12 protein-coding genes are annotated in these 16,761 nt (G+C 70.5%); 6 read left to right on the forward strand and 6 right to left on the reverse strand.

Annotated features, from left to right (window positions below; all coding sequences use genetic code 11):
* Nucleotides 1-321 precede the first annotated feature (321 nt).
* Together KGD87_RS06335 and KGD87_RS06340 are read left to right on the forward strand one after the other, a co-directional pair.
* A complete protein-coding gene (locus KGD87_RS06335) occupies nucleotides 322-1,200 on the forward strand; it encodes an alpha/beta hydrolase family protein (RefSeq protein WP_284666589.1) in 879 nt (292 codons plus the stop codon).
* Nucleotides 1,201-1,292: 92 nt separating this feature from the next.
* Nucleotides 1,293-2,033, forward strand: a complete 741-nt coding sequence (locus KGD87_RS06340; protein WP_284666590.1) for a competence/damage-inducible protein A — start codon at nucleotides 1,293-1,295, stop codon at nucleotides 2,031-2,033.
* Nucleotides 2,034-2,058: 25 nt separating this feature from the next.
* Here KGD87_RS06340 and KGD87_RS06345 read toward each other — a convergent pair whose 3' ends face one another.
* The 3 genes from KGD87_RS06345 to KGD87_RS06355 all read right to left on the reverse strand — a co-directional run bounded on the left by KGD87_RS06345 (nucleotide 2,059) and on the right by KGD87_RS06355 (nucleotide 10,067).
* Entirely contained in the window at nucleotides 2,059-7,137 is a 5,079-nt protein-coding gene (locus tag KGD87_RS06345; RefSeq protein WP_284666591.1) for a tetratricopeptide repeat protein, read from the reverse strand.
* A 164-nt stretch (nucleotides 7,138-7,301) separates the two neighbouring features.
* Nucleotides 7,302-7,853, reverse strand: a complete 552-nt coding sequence (locus KGD87_RS06350) for a GNAT family N-acetyltransferase (RefSeq protein ID WP_284666592.1) — start codon at nucleotides 7,851-7,853, stop codon at nucleotides 7,302-7,304.
* A gap of 69 nt (nucleotides 7,854-7,922) precedes the next feature.
* A complete protein-coding gene (locus KGD87_RS06355; RefSeq protein ID WP_284666593.1) occupies nucleotides 7,923-10,067 on the reverse strand; it encodes a M13 family metallopeptidase in 2,145 nt (714 codons plus the stop codon).
* Between the two features lie 245 nt (nucleotides 10,068-10,312).
* Between KGD87_RS06355 and KGD87_RS06360 the strand changes: the two genes are divergently transcribed.
* The 3 genes from KGD87_RS06360 (at nucleotide 10,313) to KGD87_RS06370 (ending at nucleotide 12,681) form a co-directional block, all read left to right on the forward strand.
* Nucleotides 10,313-10,918, forward strand: a complete 606-nt coding sequence (locus tag KGD87_RS06360) for a DUF4136 domain-containing protein (RefSeq protein ID WP_163786525.1) — start codon at nucleotides 10,313-10,315, stop codon at nucleotides 10,916-10,918.
* Nucleotides 10,919-11,020: 102 nt separating this feature from the next.
* The gene (locus KGD87_RS06365; protein ID WP_284666594.1) at nucleotides 11,021-12,013 is read left to right on the forward strand and encodes a Rieske 2Fe-2S domain-containing protein; all 993 of its coding nucleotides are present in this window, start codon (nucleotides 11,021-11,023) and stop codon (nucleotides 12,011-12,013) included.
* Nucleotides 12,014-12,030: 17 nt separating this feature from the next.
* Nucleotides 12,031-12,681, forward strand: a complete 651-nt coding sequence (locus KGD87_RS06370; protein ID WP_284666595.1) for a TetR/AcrR family transcriptional regulator — start codon at nucleotides 12,031-12,033, stop codon at nucleotides 12,679-12,681.
* Between the two features lie 26 nt (nucleotides 12,682-12,707).
* On the opposite strand, the gene KGD87_RS06375 is transcribed toward KGD87_RS06370, so the two are convergent.
* Nucleotides 12,708-13,103: a hypothetical protein gene (locus KGD87_RS06375; protein ID WP_284666596.1), complete on the reverse strand. Its 396-nt coding sequence runs from the start codon at nucleotides 13,101-13,103 to the stop codon at nucleotides 12,708-12,710.
* Between the two features lie 185 nt (nucleotides 13,104-13,288).
* Between KGD87_RS06375 and KGD87_RS06380 the strand changes: the two genes are divergently transcribed.
* Nucleotides 13,289-14,491 carry an MFS transporter gene (locus tag KGD87_RS06380; protein WP_284666597.1) on the forward strand — a complete coding sequence of 401 codons (1,203 nt, stop codon included), beginning with the start codon at nucleotides 13,289-13,291 and terminating at the stop codon, nucleotides 14,489-14,491.
* A 12-nt stretch (nucleotides 14,492-14,503) separates the two neighbouring features.
* Here KGD87_RS06380 and KGD87_RS06385 read toward each other — a convergent pair whose 3' ends face one another.
* On the reverse strand, nucleotides 14,504-15,862 hold the full coding sequence (locus KGD87_RS06385; protein WP_284666598.1) for a hypothetical protein: 1,359 nt from the start codon (nucleotides 15,860-15,862) through the stop codon (nucleotides 14,504-14,506).
* A 196-nt stretch (nucleotides 15,863-16,058) separates the two neighbouring features.
* Complete coding sequence (locus tag KGD87_RS06390; protein WP_284666599.1) at nucleotides 16,059-16,694, reverse strand: LysM peptidoglycan-binding domain-containing protein; 636 nt, start codon at nucleotides 16,692-16,694, stop codon at nucleotides 16,059-16,061.
* Between the last annotated feature and the right edge of the window lie 67 nt (nucleotides 16,695-16,761).

Consider the following 16,761-nt stretch of genomic DNA (forward strand, 5'->3'; position numbering starts at 1 on the left):
GCACAGTATCCATGTGCGTTCGAAGTGGAAAGACATCCGCCGGGAAATCGATGGCTGTGTTTCGCGATGCGGAACGCGCGGGGCGCCTCCGACGCGTGATGTCAGGCCGGCGGGAATTGTCTGTCGCAGGGGTCGCTCGTGCTGGGGCAATGGCAGTCATTTCCGCGATGCGGAATTGAATATGCAAGAACATGACAATATGAAAAGCAGGATAGACAGGGGCTGTTCTCCAAGGCTAGATGGTCGGCGCGAGCCTGCCTGTGAGTGCAGTCCGCGCGGGCCCGTGTCTGTCGACACCTTTCAAAACCACGAGGAGAAGTCATGAAGCAGACTGAGCTGGCCTTCCGTCTTGGATTGCTCCTGGCCCTGACATGGACGTCCGCCGCGGGTGCGCAGTCGTTGAGCAGCTTCTCGGCGACCTACCGGGGGGGTGGTACCTCGCTGTGCGGTGCCACGTACAACCTGCGAGGGCAGGAGCCTGCGGCGTCGGGCAAGTACCCCGTGTTCATCTACACGGTGGGCACCACGGAGAACTACGACCATTCCTCGGCGCTGGCCGCGGTGGAGGAGATGGCCTCGCGCGGCTATGTCGCCGCGACCGTCGAGTATGACAACGCCACCTTCGGCTCCTGCAGCACGATGTCCGCTCGCTCCCGCTGCATCTTCGACAGCAGCCGCTCCACCAGCGCGGTCGGCACCCTTTGCTCACGCTCCAAGGCGGACTGCTCCAAGGGCATCGTCGTGGCGGGCTTCAGCCAAGGCTCCATCATGGCCATTCTCGCCAAGAACCATGACTCGCGCGTCCAGGCGGCGTACGGGCTGGGCGCTGGCGTCGACTATTCCATCTACAACCTGTCCTCCTGCGTCGCGAATGGCAACCGCGCGCTGCCCAGCAACCGCCTGCGCGTGGTCAATGGCGAGGGGGACGCCTTCCTCGGTCCGACCGAGTCCGGGGTCCGCTCACAGAACAGGGATTTGACGGGTTACTCCTGCCCGCTGGCGACTTCCTGCCTCCAGGGCAACGGCAGTGGCTGGTACATCGTCAGGGACAGCCAGGTCGGGGACCTGTCCGCCGACCACTGCTACATGCGCACGGGGAGCTGCATCGGGCTGCTGCTCGACTCGACCTGGCGCCTGGGCACCCAGCCCTGGTCGCTGCGAACGAACCTGGACTGGCTGACCCAGTTCACCACGCCGTGAGCCCGCGCCTCGCCGCGTGACGCCTCACGCGGCGAGGCCGCCCCGACGTTCCGAGGCGAAGTCCGTGTGATTCGACTAGAATCCCGCCCCTTATGGAGCGGACCGGCGCAGCGGCAGTCATCATCGGCAATGAAGTCCTGACGGCGAAGGTCCAGGACCTGAACGGGCCACACCTCATCCAACGGCTGCGCGAGGTGGGCATCCCGCTGCTCTCGGTGGAGACGGTCCTCGACGACGTGGACGCCATCGTGGACGCCGTGGCTCGGGCCCGGCGCAAGGCGCGCTACGTCTTCACCAGCGGCGGCATCGGCCCCACCCATGACGACGTCACCGTGCGCGCGGTGGCCCTGGCCATGGGACGCAAGGTGGTGCGGCTGCAGGAGATGCTGGACCTCATCCTGTCCCGCGCCACCGAGGAGCGGCAGGTGACGCCGGAGGCCCTGCGGCTCGCGGATGCCCCGGAGGGCGCCGTGCTGCTGCACCAGTCCAGCACCTGGTTCCCCGTGCTCACCGTGGAGGACGTCTTCCTGCTGCCCGGCGTGCCGCAGTTGTTCCGGATGCAGTTGGAGACGGTGCTCGCGCGGCTGCGCGGGTCGCCCGTGGCGGTGAGCAGCCTCTACCTCCGGCTGGGCGAAAGCGACATCGCCGCCGTGCTGGACCGGGTGGCGCTCGACATGCCGCACGTGGCCATCGGCTCCTACCCGGAGTTCGACCCGGCCAAGGACTACCGGGTGAAGGTGACGGTGGAGTCCGCCCAGCGCGGGCCCGTGGATGACGCCCTGACGCGCATCATCACCGGGCTGCCAGAAGGCGCGGTGGTGCGGCGGGAGTAGGGCTCCCGCCGCGCTCCGAAGGCGCCTACAGCCCCAGGCCCAGCCGCTGGCGCAGCCGGAAGAAGTCGTCCGTGAAGGCCCACGCCAGAATCGTGCTCAGGCGCTCGACTTCGCGCACGGCCTGAATCATGGGCTCGGGCGTATCCAGCCGGGCGCCCGCGAAGTTCGGGTCCTCGCGCAGCACCATGCCCAGGCCCACCGCCACGTCGCCGCACAGCAGCAGGCCCGCGCGGTCCGCGGAGTAGTCAATGGCCTCCAGCCAGGGCGCCAGGTCCACCTTCTGCGCGTCGCCCAGCGACATCGCCGGAGGCTCCAGCGCCTTGAGCGCCTTGCGCGGGAAGGCCCGCTTGAGCTGCTTCACCGACTCGTCGTTGCGCCGGCCCAGCGCGCTGAACTGCGGCGCGTGCAAGCGGATGGCGCTGCCGAAGAGGTCCGCCGTCTCGCCCTGCGACAGCTTCTCCAGCACCGCCGTCTTGTTGAGCAACCCCAGCGCCGCGCGGCCCAGGAGGAACTTCTGCTCGCGCGCGTTGAAGCGCCGCACCACGTCCTGGCCAATGCACACCGACATGGGCTCCGTGGTCTCCAGCACCGTCAGCCCGCGCCGCGCCTGGTAGACCTCGAAGCTCTCCACGCCGAACACCTGCGCCACGGCGCGGATGGCCTTGTACACGGCGGAGTCCGGCTTGAGCCGGTCCGTCTTCGGATTGACGCCCACGATGTCGAAGTTGGGCGGGTACACCTTCTCCAGGTGCTCGCCCATGGCGCGCAGCACCTCGAGCAGCGGGCCCCGGGCCCCCGGGTGCATCAGCACCGAGTCCACGTCCGACTGCGTCAGCCCCTCGCGCGCCTCCTGCGCCAGCCGCGTGCGGGCCTCCATGTAGAAGGCCAGCTCCACCTCGTTGGCGGAGCGCAGGAAGTGCAGCGCCGCCGCCGCGCAGAACGCCTTGTCGAGCTGCTTCAGGCCCTCCCAGAGCTTGAACAGCGCATGCAGGCTGTCCACGCGCGTCGGGTCCTGCCGGAGAATCTGCCGGTGCTCCTCGATGGCCATCGGCACCGATGAGGAGTCCCGCGCGTACAGCTCCGCGAGCACCGCCCGGGCCTGGAGGTTGGTGCCATCCCCCTCCACCACCTGCCGGTACAGCGCGGTGGCGCGAGCGGGCTCGGACAGCGGCCCCGCGTAAAGGTCAGCGGCCCGCATCCGCAGCGTCGCGGCGCGCTTGGGCTCCACGGCGAGCTGGCCCGCGGCCTGGGCCTCCAAAAGCTGCGCCAGCTCCGGCAGGTTGCGAGCACGCTCATAGAGGACCACCAGCCGGTCCACCAGGGCGGGGTTGCCCGGGGACAGCTCCAGCGCGCGGCGGTAGAGCGGGGTGGCCGCGCCCGCGTCGCCCAGCCCTTCGTCATACGTGCGCGCCAGCTCCAGCGTGAAGCGGGCCCGCGGCTCCGGCGGCAGCTCCTGCTGGAGCAGCTTGTGCAGGCAGTCCACCGCGCCCGCCCAGTTGCGCGCCTGGGTGTGGAGCCCGGCCAGCCGCTCCAGCGCCTCCAGGTGACGGGGCAGGGTGGCCAGCACCGTCTGGTAGTGCGCCGCGGCGCGGCTCGCGTCGTTGAGGTGCGCCGCGTACAGGTTCCCCAGCGTCATGTGGAACTGCGCCAGGACGCGAGGGTCGCCGCCGAGCTGCACGCGCTGGCTCAGCATGGCCGCGGCCTCCGGGTACTGCTGCGCCTCCAGCAGCAGCGTGCCACGCAGCTCCAGCGCCTCTGGATGCCCCGGCTGCGCCGACAGCGCCTTCTCCAGCAGGTCCAGCGCCCGCGCGCGGTCATTCAGCGCGGTGTGGTGCAGACGCGCCGCGCTGACGAACGCCGTGGCCGCCGCCAGTCCGTCCCGCTGCGCCAGCTTCGCCTCGGCGCGCCGCTCCTGCAGGGCCGCCAGGTCCGCGGAGCCACCGCGCTGCGCCAGCAGCTCCTCCAGGCCCGTCTGCGCGCCCGCGTGCAGCGGATCCTTCTCCAGCGCCTGCCGGTACAGCGCCGTGGCGCCGTCCGGGTCATTCAACCGGCTGGTGGCCAGCTTCGCCGCGCCGATGAACGCCTCGATGGCGCCACGCGGATCGCGCGACACCCGGGCCTCGGCCTCCAGTGCGGCGCGGGCGCCCGCGAAGTCGCCCCGCTTCAAGGCCACGCGGCGAGCCCCCTGAAGCGCGGGCAGGCACTGCGGTTGGAGCTCCAGCGCCTGCCGGTACAGCGCCGCCGCCCGCTCCAAGTCGTTGAAGCGCGTGTCCGCCAGCTCGGCGGTGCGCAGCAGCATCTCCAGGGCCTCGTCGGCGTCCTGCGCGGACGCCAGCCGCATGGTGTACATGCGCGCCAGCCCCGCGGCGTCACCCGCCTGCCGCAGGCCGCGCTCCAGCAGGAAGGCCAGCCGCGCATCGCCCGGGTCGGCCTCGAACGCGCGCTTGTAGGCCTCCAGCGTGCCCTCGGCGGGGCTGCGGTCCAGGTCCACCGCGGCGGACAGCCGCAGGGCCGTGGCCAGCCGCGGGTCAGTCACCCGGTCGGCGATGCGCTGGCGCAGCTCGGCGCGGCGCGGCCGGTCCGAGGCGCGGATGCGCTCCAGCAGCGTGAGGGCGGTGAGGTTGCCGGCGTCCAGCGCCAGCACGGCCTCGCAGCACTGGGCCGCGCGTGAGGGCTCCTGGAAGCGGTCCAGGTACAGCCGCGCCAGCTTCAGGTACGCCGTCACCTTGGCCGCGGACGTGGTGCCCACCTGCGTCTCGCGGTCCAGGATGCCGACCAGCTCCTTCACGTTGTCCTGCGCCAGGTACAGCCGCTCCAGCGCGCGCAGCGTGGCGGCGTGGGCTGGCGTCAGGCGCAGGACCTCCTGGTACGTGTCGATGGCCAGCTCGGGCCGCAGCAGCTGCTCCTCCCAGATGGCCGCCGCCTGGTAGAGGGCGTTGGCGCGCTCCAGCGGGTCGGTGCGGTTGGCGGCTTCCGCGCGCAGCACCTCCACCAGGCTCTCCCACGCGGCCTGCGCGCGGTAGATGCGGGCCAGCGCGCGCAGCGCCGGGAAGTAGCTGGGCGCCAGCATCAGCGCCTCGTTGTACGACGCGATGGCCTCGTTGTCCTGGTTCAGCCGCTGCTCGTACAGCTCGCCAATCTTGTAGATGAGCGCGGCGGCCTGCTCGGTGGACGCGGAGCTCTCCGACTCCGCCCGGTACATGTCCACCAGCTTCTCCCACCGGCCATCCTGCGCGTACAAGCGGCCCAGCGCCTTGAGCGCGGGGAGGTAGGACGGGGACAGCGCCAGCACGCGCTCATACGCGGCGATGGCGCCCGCGCGGTCCTTGAGGTGCTCGTCCAGGATCTCCGCGTTGCGGTGCAGCAGCGACAGCACCTGCTTGGTGTCGCCCGCGAGCGACGCCTCCAGGTCATGCGTCTCCAGCAGCTCGCGGAAGCGGCTGGCCCGCTCATGGAGCCGCGCGAGGTTTCTGATGGTGGGCAGGTGGTCCGACGCCAGGTCGAGGATGCGCTTCATGCACTCGATGGCGTGGTCCAGATCGCCCAGCCGGTCCTCGTACACCACCGCCATCTTGTTCAGCGTGGTGATGAGCTGATCCCGGTCGCTCGTCTGGAGCAGGTCCTGCTCGTACATGGCCACCAGCTCCGCGAAGCGGCCCTGGCGCTCGTAGAGGCGCGTGAGGGCCTTCTGCGCGGGGAGGTAGCCCGGCTGCAACTGGAGGCAGGTGTTGTAGCGGGAGATGGCGTCCTCCTGCCGTCCCAGCCGCTCCTCCAGGATTTCGGCCGCCTTGTACATGCGCGCGGCCTTCTGCTTCGCGTCCTCGGCGGCGGCGACCTCCGCGTCGAAGACGGCGACCAGCCGCTCCCAGTCCTGCATGCGGTAGTACAGCTTGCCCAGGCCCGCCAGCGCCGCCGCGTGGCCGGGGATGCGGGCGACAATGGCCTGATACCGCGCCGCCGCGTCCGACTCGCGCTTGAGGTCCTCCTCGTACAGCGCGGCCAGCCGCAGGTTGGTGGCCACCAGCTCGCTCTCGTCGTTGAGCGAACCCACGCGCGCCAGCAGCACGTCCGCCAGCTCCTCGAAGCGGCCCTGCGTCTCATAGATGCCGGCCAGCTCGCTCAGCACCAGCGGCTCGTTGGGAGACACCTGCCGCGCGGCGAGCAGCGCGGCCAGCGCGTCGTCCTTGCGGTTGTTGCGCTCGTAGACCTTGGCGATCTGCAGGTACGCGGGCGCCGCCTGCGCGCCCAGCGCGGCAGCCTCCGCACCCAGCGCGGCGAGCAGCTCATCCACACGGCCCTCGCGCTCGGCCAGCCGCTTCATGGCCGCCAGGAGCAGGAGGTCCGACCGGTCCAGCGCGAAGGCCTCGCGGAACAGGGCCGCGGCGCCTTCCTTCTGCTTGAGCCGCTCTTCCATCAGCAGGCCCGCGGCGGTGAGGTAGTGCGCGCGCAGCGACGGCTGTTGCACGGTGGCGGCGATCAGCCGGTAGACCTCCACCAGCGCGGGCGCGTCATTGCGCACGGCATAGACGGACTCGAGCTGGGTGAGGACGACGACGTCCGTGGGCCGGCGCTCCAGGCACTGCTTCAGGCACGCGGCGGACTCCTCGTCCCGCGACAGGCGCTCCTGGAGGATGATGCCCTTCTCGAAGAGCAGCGCGGCCTGGTGGCGCGCGTCGTCGGTGGCCGCCAGCTCCGCGTCCATCAACTGGAGCACCATCTGCCAGTTGCCCACGTCCGCGAAGAGCCGGCGGGCCGCGCGGATGTTGACGAGGTAGCGCGGCGCCAGCTTGTACGCGTTCTGGAACGCCACCGCGGCGTTGCGTGGATTCTTGAGCGGCTCCTCCCAGAGCAGGCCCACCTCGTGGAAGAGCAGCGCCGCCGAGTGGGGCTCCGAGACGCTGAGGGCCTTGGCCTCGCGCTCCAGGGAGGCGATGCGCTCGCGCGCTTCATCCTCGGCGCGGGTGTTGGCGGCGGCCGCGGGCGCGGTGGCCTGGGCCTGGGCCGGCGTCTCCGGGGCCGGAGCGTTGGGGCTCGCGGGCGCGCCAGACACAGGCAGGGGGGCCACGGGAACAGTGGTCCTCGGGACGTCGTTGCGCTCGCTCATGGAAACCCGGCTCCGAATGGCCAATACGGGGGAGGAGGGACTGGCCATCGCCGGTCGTAACATGTGCTTGGCCGGTCCCTCAACTTCCCGTCTTTCCTGGCGAATTGGGTGCCAGCCGCCCCTGGGAGCAGGCAGGCGGACCCTGCCCTGGAGCCACGCGACGCCTATTTGCGGCGAGCGCGCCACTCGTCGCGGCTCTGCCCCCAGCGGTCGACGCGGGTCGTATCGTGCGGCGGTGGCATGTGTGCCGGGCCCAGCACGCGCGACCCCAGCCGGAGCGCGACCTGCTGGGACGGGGTGTTCTCCGGCACGATGCAGTGGATGACGTCGGTCCAGCCCAGGTGGTCGAAGGCCCAGTCCATGGTCGCCGCCGTCGCCTCGGTGGCGTAGCCCCGGCCCCAGAACTGGCGGAGCAGGCTCCAGCCAATCTCCGTTCCCGGCCAGCCCTCCGGCTTCCACGGGCCCACCCGTCCCACCCACGCGCCCGTGGACTTCTCCAGCACGGAGAACATCGCGAAGCCCTGGAGCGACCACGCGCCCGCCATCGCATACAGGTTGCGCCACGCCATCAACCGCGGCTGGACGCCTCCGATGAAACGCGCCGACTCCGGGTCGGCCGACAGCGCGGCGAAGCCATCCAGGTCCTCGGCCAGGGGAGGCCGCAGGAGGAGACGCGGCGTTTCGAGCACGGGGCCACTGCTTGCCAGGTGAGACATTTCAAGCGCCTTCATGTTTGATATTGAATTCGAACCGCCGGGCCGGCACACCTCGCCGTCAAATGACGTCTACCAGATGCGGACGCGCTGCTCGGGAGCCAGGAACAGCGTCTGCCCGGGCTTGACGTCGAACGCGCTATACCAGGCATCGAGGTTGCGCACGGTGGCGGTGCGGTACGGGCCCGGCGCGTGGCCGTCCGTCATGATGATGCGGCGCAGGTACGGCTCGCGGTAGCTGGTGCGCCACACCTGACCGAAGCCGAGGAAGAAGCGCTGGTCGCCGGTGTAGCCGTCGATGACAGGCGCGGGCTTGCCGCCCAGGGAGAGCTGGTAGGCGTCATAGGCCACCGCCACGCCCGCCATGTCCGCGATGTTCTCTCCCAGCGTCAGCTCGCCATTCACGGACAGGTCTGGCAGCGGGCGGTAGGCGTTGTACTGCGCCGCCAGCGCCTTCCCCGCGGCCTGGAACTTCGCTTCGTCTTCCTTCGTCCACCAGTTCTCCAGCTTGCCGCGCGCGTCGAACTTCGCGCCCACGTCGTCGAAGCTGTGGACGATTTCGTGACCGATGACCGCGCCGATGCCGCCGTAGTTGACGGCCGGGTCCGCGTTCGCGTCGAAGAAGGGCGGCTGGAGGATGGCGGCCGGGAAGATGATGGAGTTCTGCTGCGGTGAGTTCAGCGCGTTCACCAGCTGCGGCACCATGTACCACTCCTTCCGGTCCACGGGCTGGCCCAGCTTGGCGACGTTGCGCTGGTACTCGAAGCGGACGGCGCGCTCGGCGTTGCCGTAGGCGTCACCGGCCACGATGTCGAGCCCCGAGTAGTCACGCCACTTCTCCGGGTGACCGATGCTCGCCTGGAGCGTGCCCACCTTCTCCTTGGCGCGGGTCCGCGTGTCGGGCGACATCCACGTCAGCGCGTCGATGCGCTTCTCGAACGCGGTGATGATGTTGCGGACCATGGCCTCCGCCTCCGCCTTCACCTCCGGCGGGAAGTGCTTCGCCACGTAGAGCTTGCCCACCGCCTCGCCCATGGAGTGGTTGGTGGCGTCCACGCCCCGCTTCCAGCGCTCCTTCAGGGCCGGCGTTCCGGTCAGCGTCTTGCCGTTGAAGGCGAAGCTCTCGTCGACGAAGGCCTTGGGCAGGTACGGCGCCGCGCGGGCCACCGCGTGGAAGGCCAGGTAGTCCTTCCACGCCTGCAGGGGCTCGCTCTGGGCGAGCTTCGACAGGGCCGTCAGCGCGCTCGGCTGCCAGACGATGAACTGCTCGTGCGTGCCCAGGCCCGCGGCGGTGAAGAACGCCTTCCAGGCGAGGCCGGGCGCGCGCTTCGTGAACTCCGCGCGCGGCCAGGGGTTGTTCGCCTTGGAGATGTCCCGCGTGTCGACCTGCGACACGTGCGCCTGGGCCATCTTCCGCTCCAGGGCGAAGACGCGGCTCGCGCGCGTCTCCACGTCATCGAAGCCGGCCAGCTTCAGCATCGCCGCGATGTGCGCCTGGTAGCGCTCGCGCAGCTCCGTGAAGCGCGGGCTGTCGGCCAGGTAGTAGTCCCGGTCGGGCAGCCACAGGCCGCCTTGCAGCAGGTAGGGGGCGTAACGCGACGGCTCGTTCAGGTCCTCGGCCACCCAGAGGCCGAAGAGCCGGTCCGTGGTGACGTCGCCCATGTTGAGCGCGTCCACGTCCGCGCGCAGGGTGGCGCCCAGCACCGTGGCCAGCTGCTCGCGCTGCCCGATGGCGGCGATGCGCTCCAGCTCCGGCTTGAGCGGCGTCACGCCCTTGGCCTCGATGGCCGCCTCATCCATGAAGCTGGCGAAGAGGTCTCCCACCTTCCGGGCCTCGCTGCCCTCGGGGGCCTGGCGCTGCGCCTCGATGAGCTCGCGGTTGCGCTGGTCCGCCTGCTCCGCCAGCGTGGTGAACATGCCGTAGCTGGAGCGGTCCGGCGGAATCTCCGTCCGCCGCACCCAGGTGCCGTTGGCGAAGCCGTAGAAGTCGTTGCCCGGCACGATGTCGCGGTCCATGCCGGGGGTGTCGAAGCCGAAGGTCCCATACGTGGGCTTCGGCTTGGACGCGGGCGGCTCGGCGGGCGCCGCGGCGACAGGGGCGGGCGGTGCGGCTTTCTCCGCGGAGGTGGAGGACGCGCAGGAGGTGAGCAGGGCCGTGGTGCACGCGGAGATCAGCACATGCCTGGCGCCGGGGAATCGTCGATGGAGAGGTGTCAAGGATTGCTCCTGAAACTGGGGGCTGCGAGCCGAAGACCGGGGATATAGACGGTCTGGCATCCGAAGGCGCAGGCCGAACAACGGATTCAGCGGTTTCATCCCGAGCGGGCAGACCTTTCGCCCGGACCTGCTCCGCCACAGTCGCCGGACGTGCGGGCCGTACCCGAGGGTCGCGTGACGGACGCCTAGGTTTGCAGGGAGCCGGTGCCGCGATGTGTCCGCGCCCCGACATCCAGGAGGCTCCCATGCGGCTGTTGTTCCGAATCACCCCCGTGCTGTTGGGGCTGGCGCTGGCGGCCTGCTCGGGCATCCGCGTCAATACCAACTACGACCCCAGCGCCGTCGAGCAAATCGAGGACTTCCGCCGCTACGCCTGGCTGCCGCAGCCCCAGGGCAAGGACGCCCGCGTCTACAACGACATCGTCGACGTGCGCGTGCGCATGGCGGTGGACCAGGAGCTGAAGGCTCGCGGCTACCAGAAGGTGGACATGGGCGCGGACCCGGACTTCTTCGTGGGATGGCAGGGGGCCATCGACACCAAGGTGTCCATCGACACGGTGGACTCCTTCTATGGCTACCCCTGGGGCCCCTACTGGAGCCCATGGAGCTCCTTCTACGGGCCCTATGGCTATCCGTACGGCATGGGAGGACCGCGCACCTACGTCCGCGAATATGACGTGGGCACGCTCATCCTCGACGGCGTGGATGCCCGCGAGCAGCGGCTGGTCTGGCGCGGCACCGCCCAGGCGGAGCTCCACCGCGACCTGTCGCCCGATGAACTCCAGAAGAAGATCAACGACGCCGTGCACAAGCTGCTGTCGCGCTTCCCTCCGAAGCCGGAAGCGTCCTGAGCCAGCCAGGCAGGCACTCCCGCGCGTTTTCGGTTGCGAGCACCCAGTCCGGCCGCCAGTATTAGACCAGTGGTCCAACCGATGGTCCAGGACAGGTGTTCGATGAACGAAGCGACGGGCTCGAAGCACGCCGAACAGTGGGCGGCGCACTGGTACGCGGTGGCGCGGTCACCGGCGCTCGGGGCGGGACGGCCCTTGGGAATCCAGCGCCTGGGGCGGCGGCTCGTGCTCTGGCGGGACGCCGCGGGCGAGGCCCACTGCGCGGATGCGGCCTGTCCCCACCGGGGCGCGGACCTCGGGCTTGGACGCGTGCGGCAGGGGGCGCTCGAGTGCCCCTACCACGGCTTCCGGTACGACGGAGGCGGCGCCTGTCTGGCCATGCCCTGTGAGGGCCGTGACGCGAAGCCCTCGCGAGGCCTCGCGCTGCGGTTGCATCCGGTGCGGGAGGCACATGGGTTCATCTGGGCGTGGCTGGGGGGCCGGGCGCCAGAAGCCCTTCCCGCGCTGCCCTGGCTCGCGGACGCGCCGGAGCCTGATTCGAGCAGCGCCGCGGTGGAGGAGGTCTGGAACGCGCGCTTCACGCGGGTCATGGAGGGGATGATGGACCTCCACCACTTTCCCTTCGCGCACCGGCGTTATGTCCCGCCGGGCTACACGCGGCTGGACCCCTACGAGGTCCACGTGGACGCGGGGGCCATCCGCACCGTCGGCTGGCTGCGCAAGGAGACGCGTCCGCCCGGGACGGGGTTCCGGTTCGACATCGACGTGGGCTATCCGGGCGTGCTCCACCTGCGCTTCTCGCCCCGGCTGGACGCCGCCGTGGTCTGCACGCCCGTGGATGCCGAGCACACGTGGATCGCGGCGCGCTTCCATCAGCGATACGTCCGGCTGCCAGGGCTCCGGTGGCTCGCCGCCCGGCTGGCGATTGCGTTCGAGTTCCGCTTCATCCAGCCGGACGACTACCGGATGGTTCGCTCCAGCCTGCCTCGCTCCGGCGCGCTGACACACGGGACGCTCGTCCGGGCGGACCGCGCCATCGCCGCGTGGCACGACCTGCATCGCGCGGCGCTCGGCGACACGCCTGGCGCATCCTGATAGAAGCGCTGCGTCCGATGCCCCGTCCCCGCGCCAGCAGGCTCGACCCCGAGCGCAGACAGGCACTCCTCGACGTGGCCGCGGAGGAGTTCGCGGAGCACGGCTTCGACGGGGCCTCCTACAACCGCATCCTGGAGCGCGCGGGCTTCTCCAAGGGCGTCGCGTACTACTACTTCGAGGGCAAGGACGACCTGTACGCCGCCGTGCTGGCCCTCACGCTGGACACGCTGGCGCGGCGCTTCGGCGCCTGGCAACGGCCCGCGGACGCGGACGGCTTCTGGCGCGCCCTGCGTGCGCGTTACCTCGCGCTGACGACGCACATCGTGGACGACGAGCGCTCGGCCCGGCTGCTCCGGAGCATGTCGCAGGCGCGCACCCATCCGAAGCTCCAGGAGGCGTGGCTGCGCTTCGAAGGGCCGCTGGTGGCGTGGTTCCAGCGTGTCCTGGAGGACGGGCGTGCGCTGGGCGCGGTGCGTGGCGATGTGCCGGAGTCCCTGCTGCTCACGTCCCTCATGGGCATCGGACAGGCCACGGATGGGTGGCTGCTCGAACAGTGGGCGCACGCCGGAGCGCCGGCGCTCCAGCGCGGGGCGGAGCAGGTGTTCGCCCTCTTCGAGGACCTGCTGGTCCCCAGGCCCGTGGGCCCGCCTCCCGCGAAGCGGCGCTGAAGGCGGACCCTGGCGGGCAGCGCGGCTCAGTAGGCGCAGGCCCGGTTCGCGCAGTACCCCTGGACGCCGCGGCAGACACAGTCCGCGTCATCGATGCACCGGGTCGACGGACACGTCGGACCGCCGCCTCCGCCTCCACCGCCGCTGTACGTGTAGCTGCACGCATTGAAGGAGCACGTCGCCGTGCGCGCCGTGGGGCACGCGTCACGGCAATCCTGGTCGGAGCTGCACCGGACCGACATACAGGCGAGGCCCGAGACGTCGCCCTCACGGAGCTCTGCGTCGGACTGCACGCGCTGCGAGCACTCCGCCGCGCTCGCCACGGCGACGTTGGGCTCGGGGGACTCCGCGCTCACGGCGGTCGCCGCGAAGGCCAGCAGGACGGCGACGCTCCAGGACAGACGGTGTCGACGGGTAGACATGGTGACGTTCCTCTCAATCCCCGAGGCCAGGTCCCTGTCGGTGTGCAGGGTTTTCGGGGATGTGAAGGCTATCATGGCTGAATCTGGCCATTCGCCGGACGCGAAACCTGTTCCCCTGGCGGGCAGGGCCGTCAATCATCTGGCACATGCCCCCGCCATCATGGACTTCTCCCGCGCCCCGGAACGTGCAGCGACGGGTACGGGCGCTCGTCTTCGTCACGGTGTTCCTGGACTTGGTGGGCTTCGGCCTCATCATCCCCTTGCTGCCGTTCTACGTGGAGTCCATGGGCGGGACGGCCACGACGGCGGGCGTGCTGCTGGCGTTGTTCTCCCTCGCGCAGCTCGTGGCCTCGCCGGTGCTGGGGCGGCTGTCGGACCGGGTGGGGCGCCGTCCCGTCATCCTGCTGAGCCTGCTGGGCAACGCCATCTCCATGGCCCTGTTCGCGTACTCCACCCACGTCCAGTGGCTGCCGTGGTTGTTCGCGTCGCGGCTGCTCGCGGGCGCCACCGCGGGCAACCTGGCGGCGTGTCAGGCGGCGGTGGCGGACGTCACGGAGGAGGGCGGGCGGGCCGCGGCCATGGGCCTGGTCGGCGCGGGCATTGGCCTGGGCATGGTGCTGGGACCCGTCATTGGCAGCGTCCTCCATGTGCATGGCGCCTGGGCGCCACCGCTGGCGGGCGCGGTGATGGCGGCGGCGGCGATGCTGGGCGTGTTCTTCTTCTTTCCGGAGACGCACCGCCCGCGGGAAGAGCGGCACGAGGAGCCAGGCCGCCCCCGGGTGCGGCTGTCCGACGTCCTGGCCCGGCCCGGGCTGGGCGCGGTGCTGGCCCTGACGTTTCTGGTGTTCATCGGGATGACGAACCTCCAGGTGTCGCTGGGGCTGCTGGCCCAGGTGCGGTTCGGCTGGGGTGAGCAGGAGATTGGTCGGCTCTTCGCGTTGATGGGCCTGGTCACCTTCGTGCTTCAGGCCTTCGTCATCGGCTGGCTGACGCGCCGGGTCCGGGACACCACGTTGGTGCTGGTGGGCGCCGCGTGCATGGGGACCGGGCTCACGTGCATCGCCGCCGCGAGCCACGGGGCCATGTTGGTGCTGGCCATGGTGCTGGTGGGCTCGGGGACGGGGTTGTTGCAGCCGCTGATGGCCAGCCTGGCCTCCGGGTTCGCGGGGCGCGAGCTGCGTGGCGGGGTGCTGGGCGTGGTGCATTCGGCGGGCGGGCTCGCGCGCGTGGTGGGGCCGGTGTGGAGCGGCTTCCTCTACTCACGGATAGGGCCCGGTGCGCCCTTCACCAGTGGGGCGGTGGCGGCGGGCATCGCGCTGTTGGTGGGCGCTTCGCTCCTGCGGCGGCGCGTTCCGGACGCGCCGCCGCCGTCGAGCTTGAAGGTCTGAGCGCGGCGTCGCTTACAGGCAATACCGCGCGAACGCCGGGCTGCTGCACAGGCTCTGGAAGGCCGCCAGGTTGCAGGTGTCAGCGCCGGGGCCGACAGTGCACGGATTGCCGTGCGGGCTGCCGTAGTCGTTGCAGGTGAACTCGACGCGTTCGCCGAACAGGGAGGTGACGGCCACGGTGTTGTTCGCGTACTGGCCGTTGACGACGCAGCGGTCCAGGGTGCCCGCGTGGTCCACGGTGTAGACGCCGTGGGACAGGATGCCGGGGCACTCCACCGTGCAGCTCGTCGGCGACTCCGGCGGGAGGAAGCCAAACATGAAGGTGTTCGGCTGGCCGGTGGCCACGCCGAACGTCCCCGTGGGTGCGCCGTTGGGGCTCAGCGGGTCCCCGGTGCCGTTCCAGTTCCCCTTGGCCAGCGAGTACGTGCTCGCGCCCACGGCCGACAGGGCACTGAGCGCGTCCGGCTCGTTGCCCGCGGCGCCGTAGAACGTGCGGAAGGAGCGGACCTGTCCCACGGCGAGCGCGCCCAACCGGAAGTCGAGCTGCGCGCCCAGGTCACCGGGCCCCACGTTGGTGAAGTCCCCCGTGCCGCCCATGAGTGAGTAATTGAAGGCCAGCGGATCCAGCGACACGAAGTTGTTGTCGACCGCGCCCACCACCCAGGGGTTGCTCGTGGTGCCCGCGACGGTGACGTACTCGGAGAAGGTGTTGGGCAGGATGTCGTAGTCGATGCCGCGCGTGTAGCGCAGGTCGGAGATGAAGGCCGTGCCGATGTTCTCGATGAGGACGTCCACCTGGTACAGGTGGTTCGTCACGGGCGACGGCCTGTAGATGTGCGTCACCCGGAGCGTGTTCCCCACTCGCACGACGGACATGGTGGAGATGGGGGACGGCGCGTTGAGCTCCACCGTGAGGTTGGAGGACGCGCCGCAGGCCGCGGAGCTGTGGCCGGAGATGCCCAGGTCGGCGCTCGCGACACCCCAGCCTTCACACGGGCTGCCTGGCGCGGCGGCCTCGCCGTTGGTGGGCAGGTAGCGCAGGCCAATCGTGCTCGTGCCAAAGGTGCCGCTGGAGATGGGATTGGTAGGACAGGGGAGGTTGAGGTGCCCCGCGGGTGCGACGCCAAGCCGGACGACGCCGTTGTCGATCATCCCAGGACAGTCCGGCAGCGGCGGAGGGATGAGGTGCGGCTCGGACGCGAGGAGGCGCTCCTCGTGCAGCAGGGCCTTCGCGTTCTGGGGATGGGGCCGCGTCCTCGCGTCCGCGGGGGCACGCGGCTCCGCGCCGGAGGCCCGCGTCTGGCCGCTCCAGGACAGGGCGCAGAGGAGTGCCGCGTGCAGCAAGCGCTGGGGATTCTTCGATGCGCGCATCCAGGTTCTCCTGTGCCCGGTGGCGCCGGGCAGTGAGAGGGCCATGACCGGCCCGCCGTGCAGCCGCGGGGCCTGACCTGGATGCGCTGCCACTGGCGGCGGCGCCCGGTGGACCCGTGGCGCGCGTAGCCTAGCCAGTTACCGAGCGTGCGTGTGCGCTGCGCTCGCTGTTACACAGACTGCGCGTGCGGTCCGCTCAGACGGGAATGAAGACGCGCTGCGTGCCACCCGTGCTGAGCCGACCGATGTGGTCGCTCGCTTCCATGCCATTGCCCAGGGTGACGGCGATGTGGCCGTGGGGGTTGCCCGGCCGGTTGTAGGCGTCGGTGACGACGATGGCGCCCGGCGGGAGTTGCTGGATCTGCGCATCCGAGAGCCGCACCTCGCGGAAGCGCGAGTCACGCGCCAGCACGTTCCCGTACATGTACGCGGAGGGCAGGGGATTGACGTGCAGGCCCGCCGCCGAGAGGGCCCGGTTGACGCCCTTGGCGCACCAGCCGGTCGTGTTCATGCTCGACGCCATGGAGCGGGCCGAGGCGGCCAGCCGCTCCGCGTTGGAGCCGAAGCGGCCTGGATCCGTGCCCACGGCGCCCGCGTTGCCAGCGGCGCCCGCGTTGCCAGCAGCTCCCGCACGGCCCCCGCTCGCACCACCCGCGGCGGCCCCGCCGGACGCCTGGAAGTCATCACTGCGGCCCGGAATCTTGAGCGTGGCGCCCGCATAGATGAGGTCCGGGTTCTTGATGTTGTTCGCCTTGGCGAGCGCGGACACGGACGTCCCGTAGCGGTTCGCGAGTGCCGACAGCGTGTCACCCGATCGGATGCGGTAGCTCATGATGGAATCTCGTTCTTGGAAATCAGGAAGCTTGGCGGGATTATCGCCTGAGCCTTGCCCGGGTTGC

The organism is Myxococcus sp. SDU36 (genome assembly GCF_030168875.1).
Classification (GTDB): Bacteria; Myxococcota; Myxococcia; order Myxococcales; family Myxococcaceae; genus Myxococcus; species Myxococcus vastator.

Excerpts from the sequence above, each read along its gene's own strand:
- KGD87_RS06375 (WP_284666596.1), bottom strand. The coding sequence starts at position 13,103 with ATGTCTACCCGTCGACACCGTCTGTCCTGGAGCGTCGCCGTCCTGCTG.
- KGD87_RS06370 (WP_284666595.1), top strand. The coding sequence starts at position 12,031 with ATGCCCCGTCCCCGCGCCAGCAGGCTCGACCCCGAGCGCAGACAGGCA.
- KGD87_RS06350 (WP_284666592.1), bottom strand. The coding sequence starts at position 7,853 with ATGTCTCACCTGGCAAGCAGTGGCCCCGTGCTCGAAACGCCGCGTCTC.
- KGD87_RS06365 (WP_284666594.1), top strand. The coding sequence starts at position 11,021 with ATGAACGAAGCGACGGGCTCGAAGCACGCCGAACAGTGGGCGGCGCAC.
- KGD87_RS06390 (WP_284666599.1), bottom strand. The coding sequence starts at position 16,694 with ATGAGCTACCGCATCCGATCGGGTGACACGCTGTCGGCACTCGCGAAC.
- KGD87_RS06345 (WP_284666591.1), bottom strand. The coding sequence starts at position 7,137 with ATGAGCGAGCGCAACGACGTCCCGAGGACCACTGTTCCCGTGGCCCCC.
- KGD87_RS06385 (WP_284666598.1), bottom strand. The coding sequence starts at position 15,862 with ATGCGCGCATCGAAGAATCCCCAGCGCTTGCTGCACGCGGCACTCCTC.
- KGD87_RS06360 (WP_163786525.1), top strand. The coding sequence starts at position 10,313 with ATGCGGCTGTTGTTCCGAATCACCCCCGTGCTGTTGGGGCTGGCGCTG.
- KGD87_RS06340 (WP_284666590.1), top strand. The coding sequence starts at position 1,293 with ATGGAGCGGACCGGCGCAGCGGCAGTCATCATCGGCAATGAAGTCCTG.
- KGD87_RS06335 (WP_284666589.1), top strand. The coding sequence starts at position 322 with ATGAAGCAGACTGAGCTGGCCTTCCGTCTTGGATTGCTCCTGGCCCTG.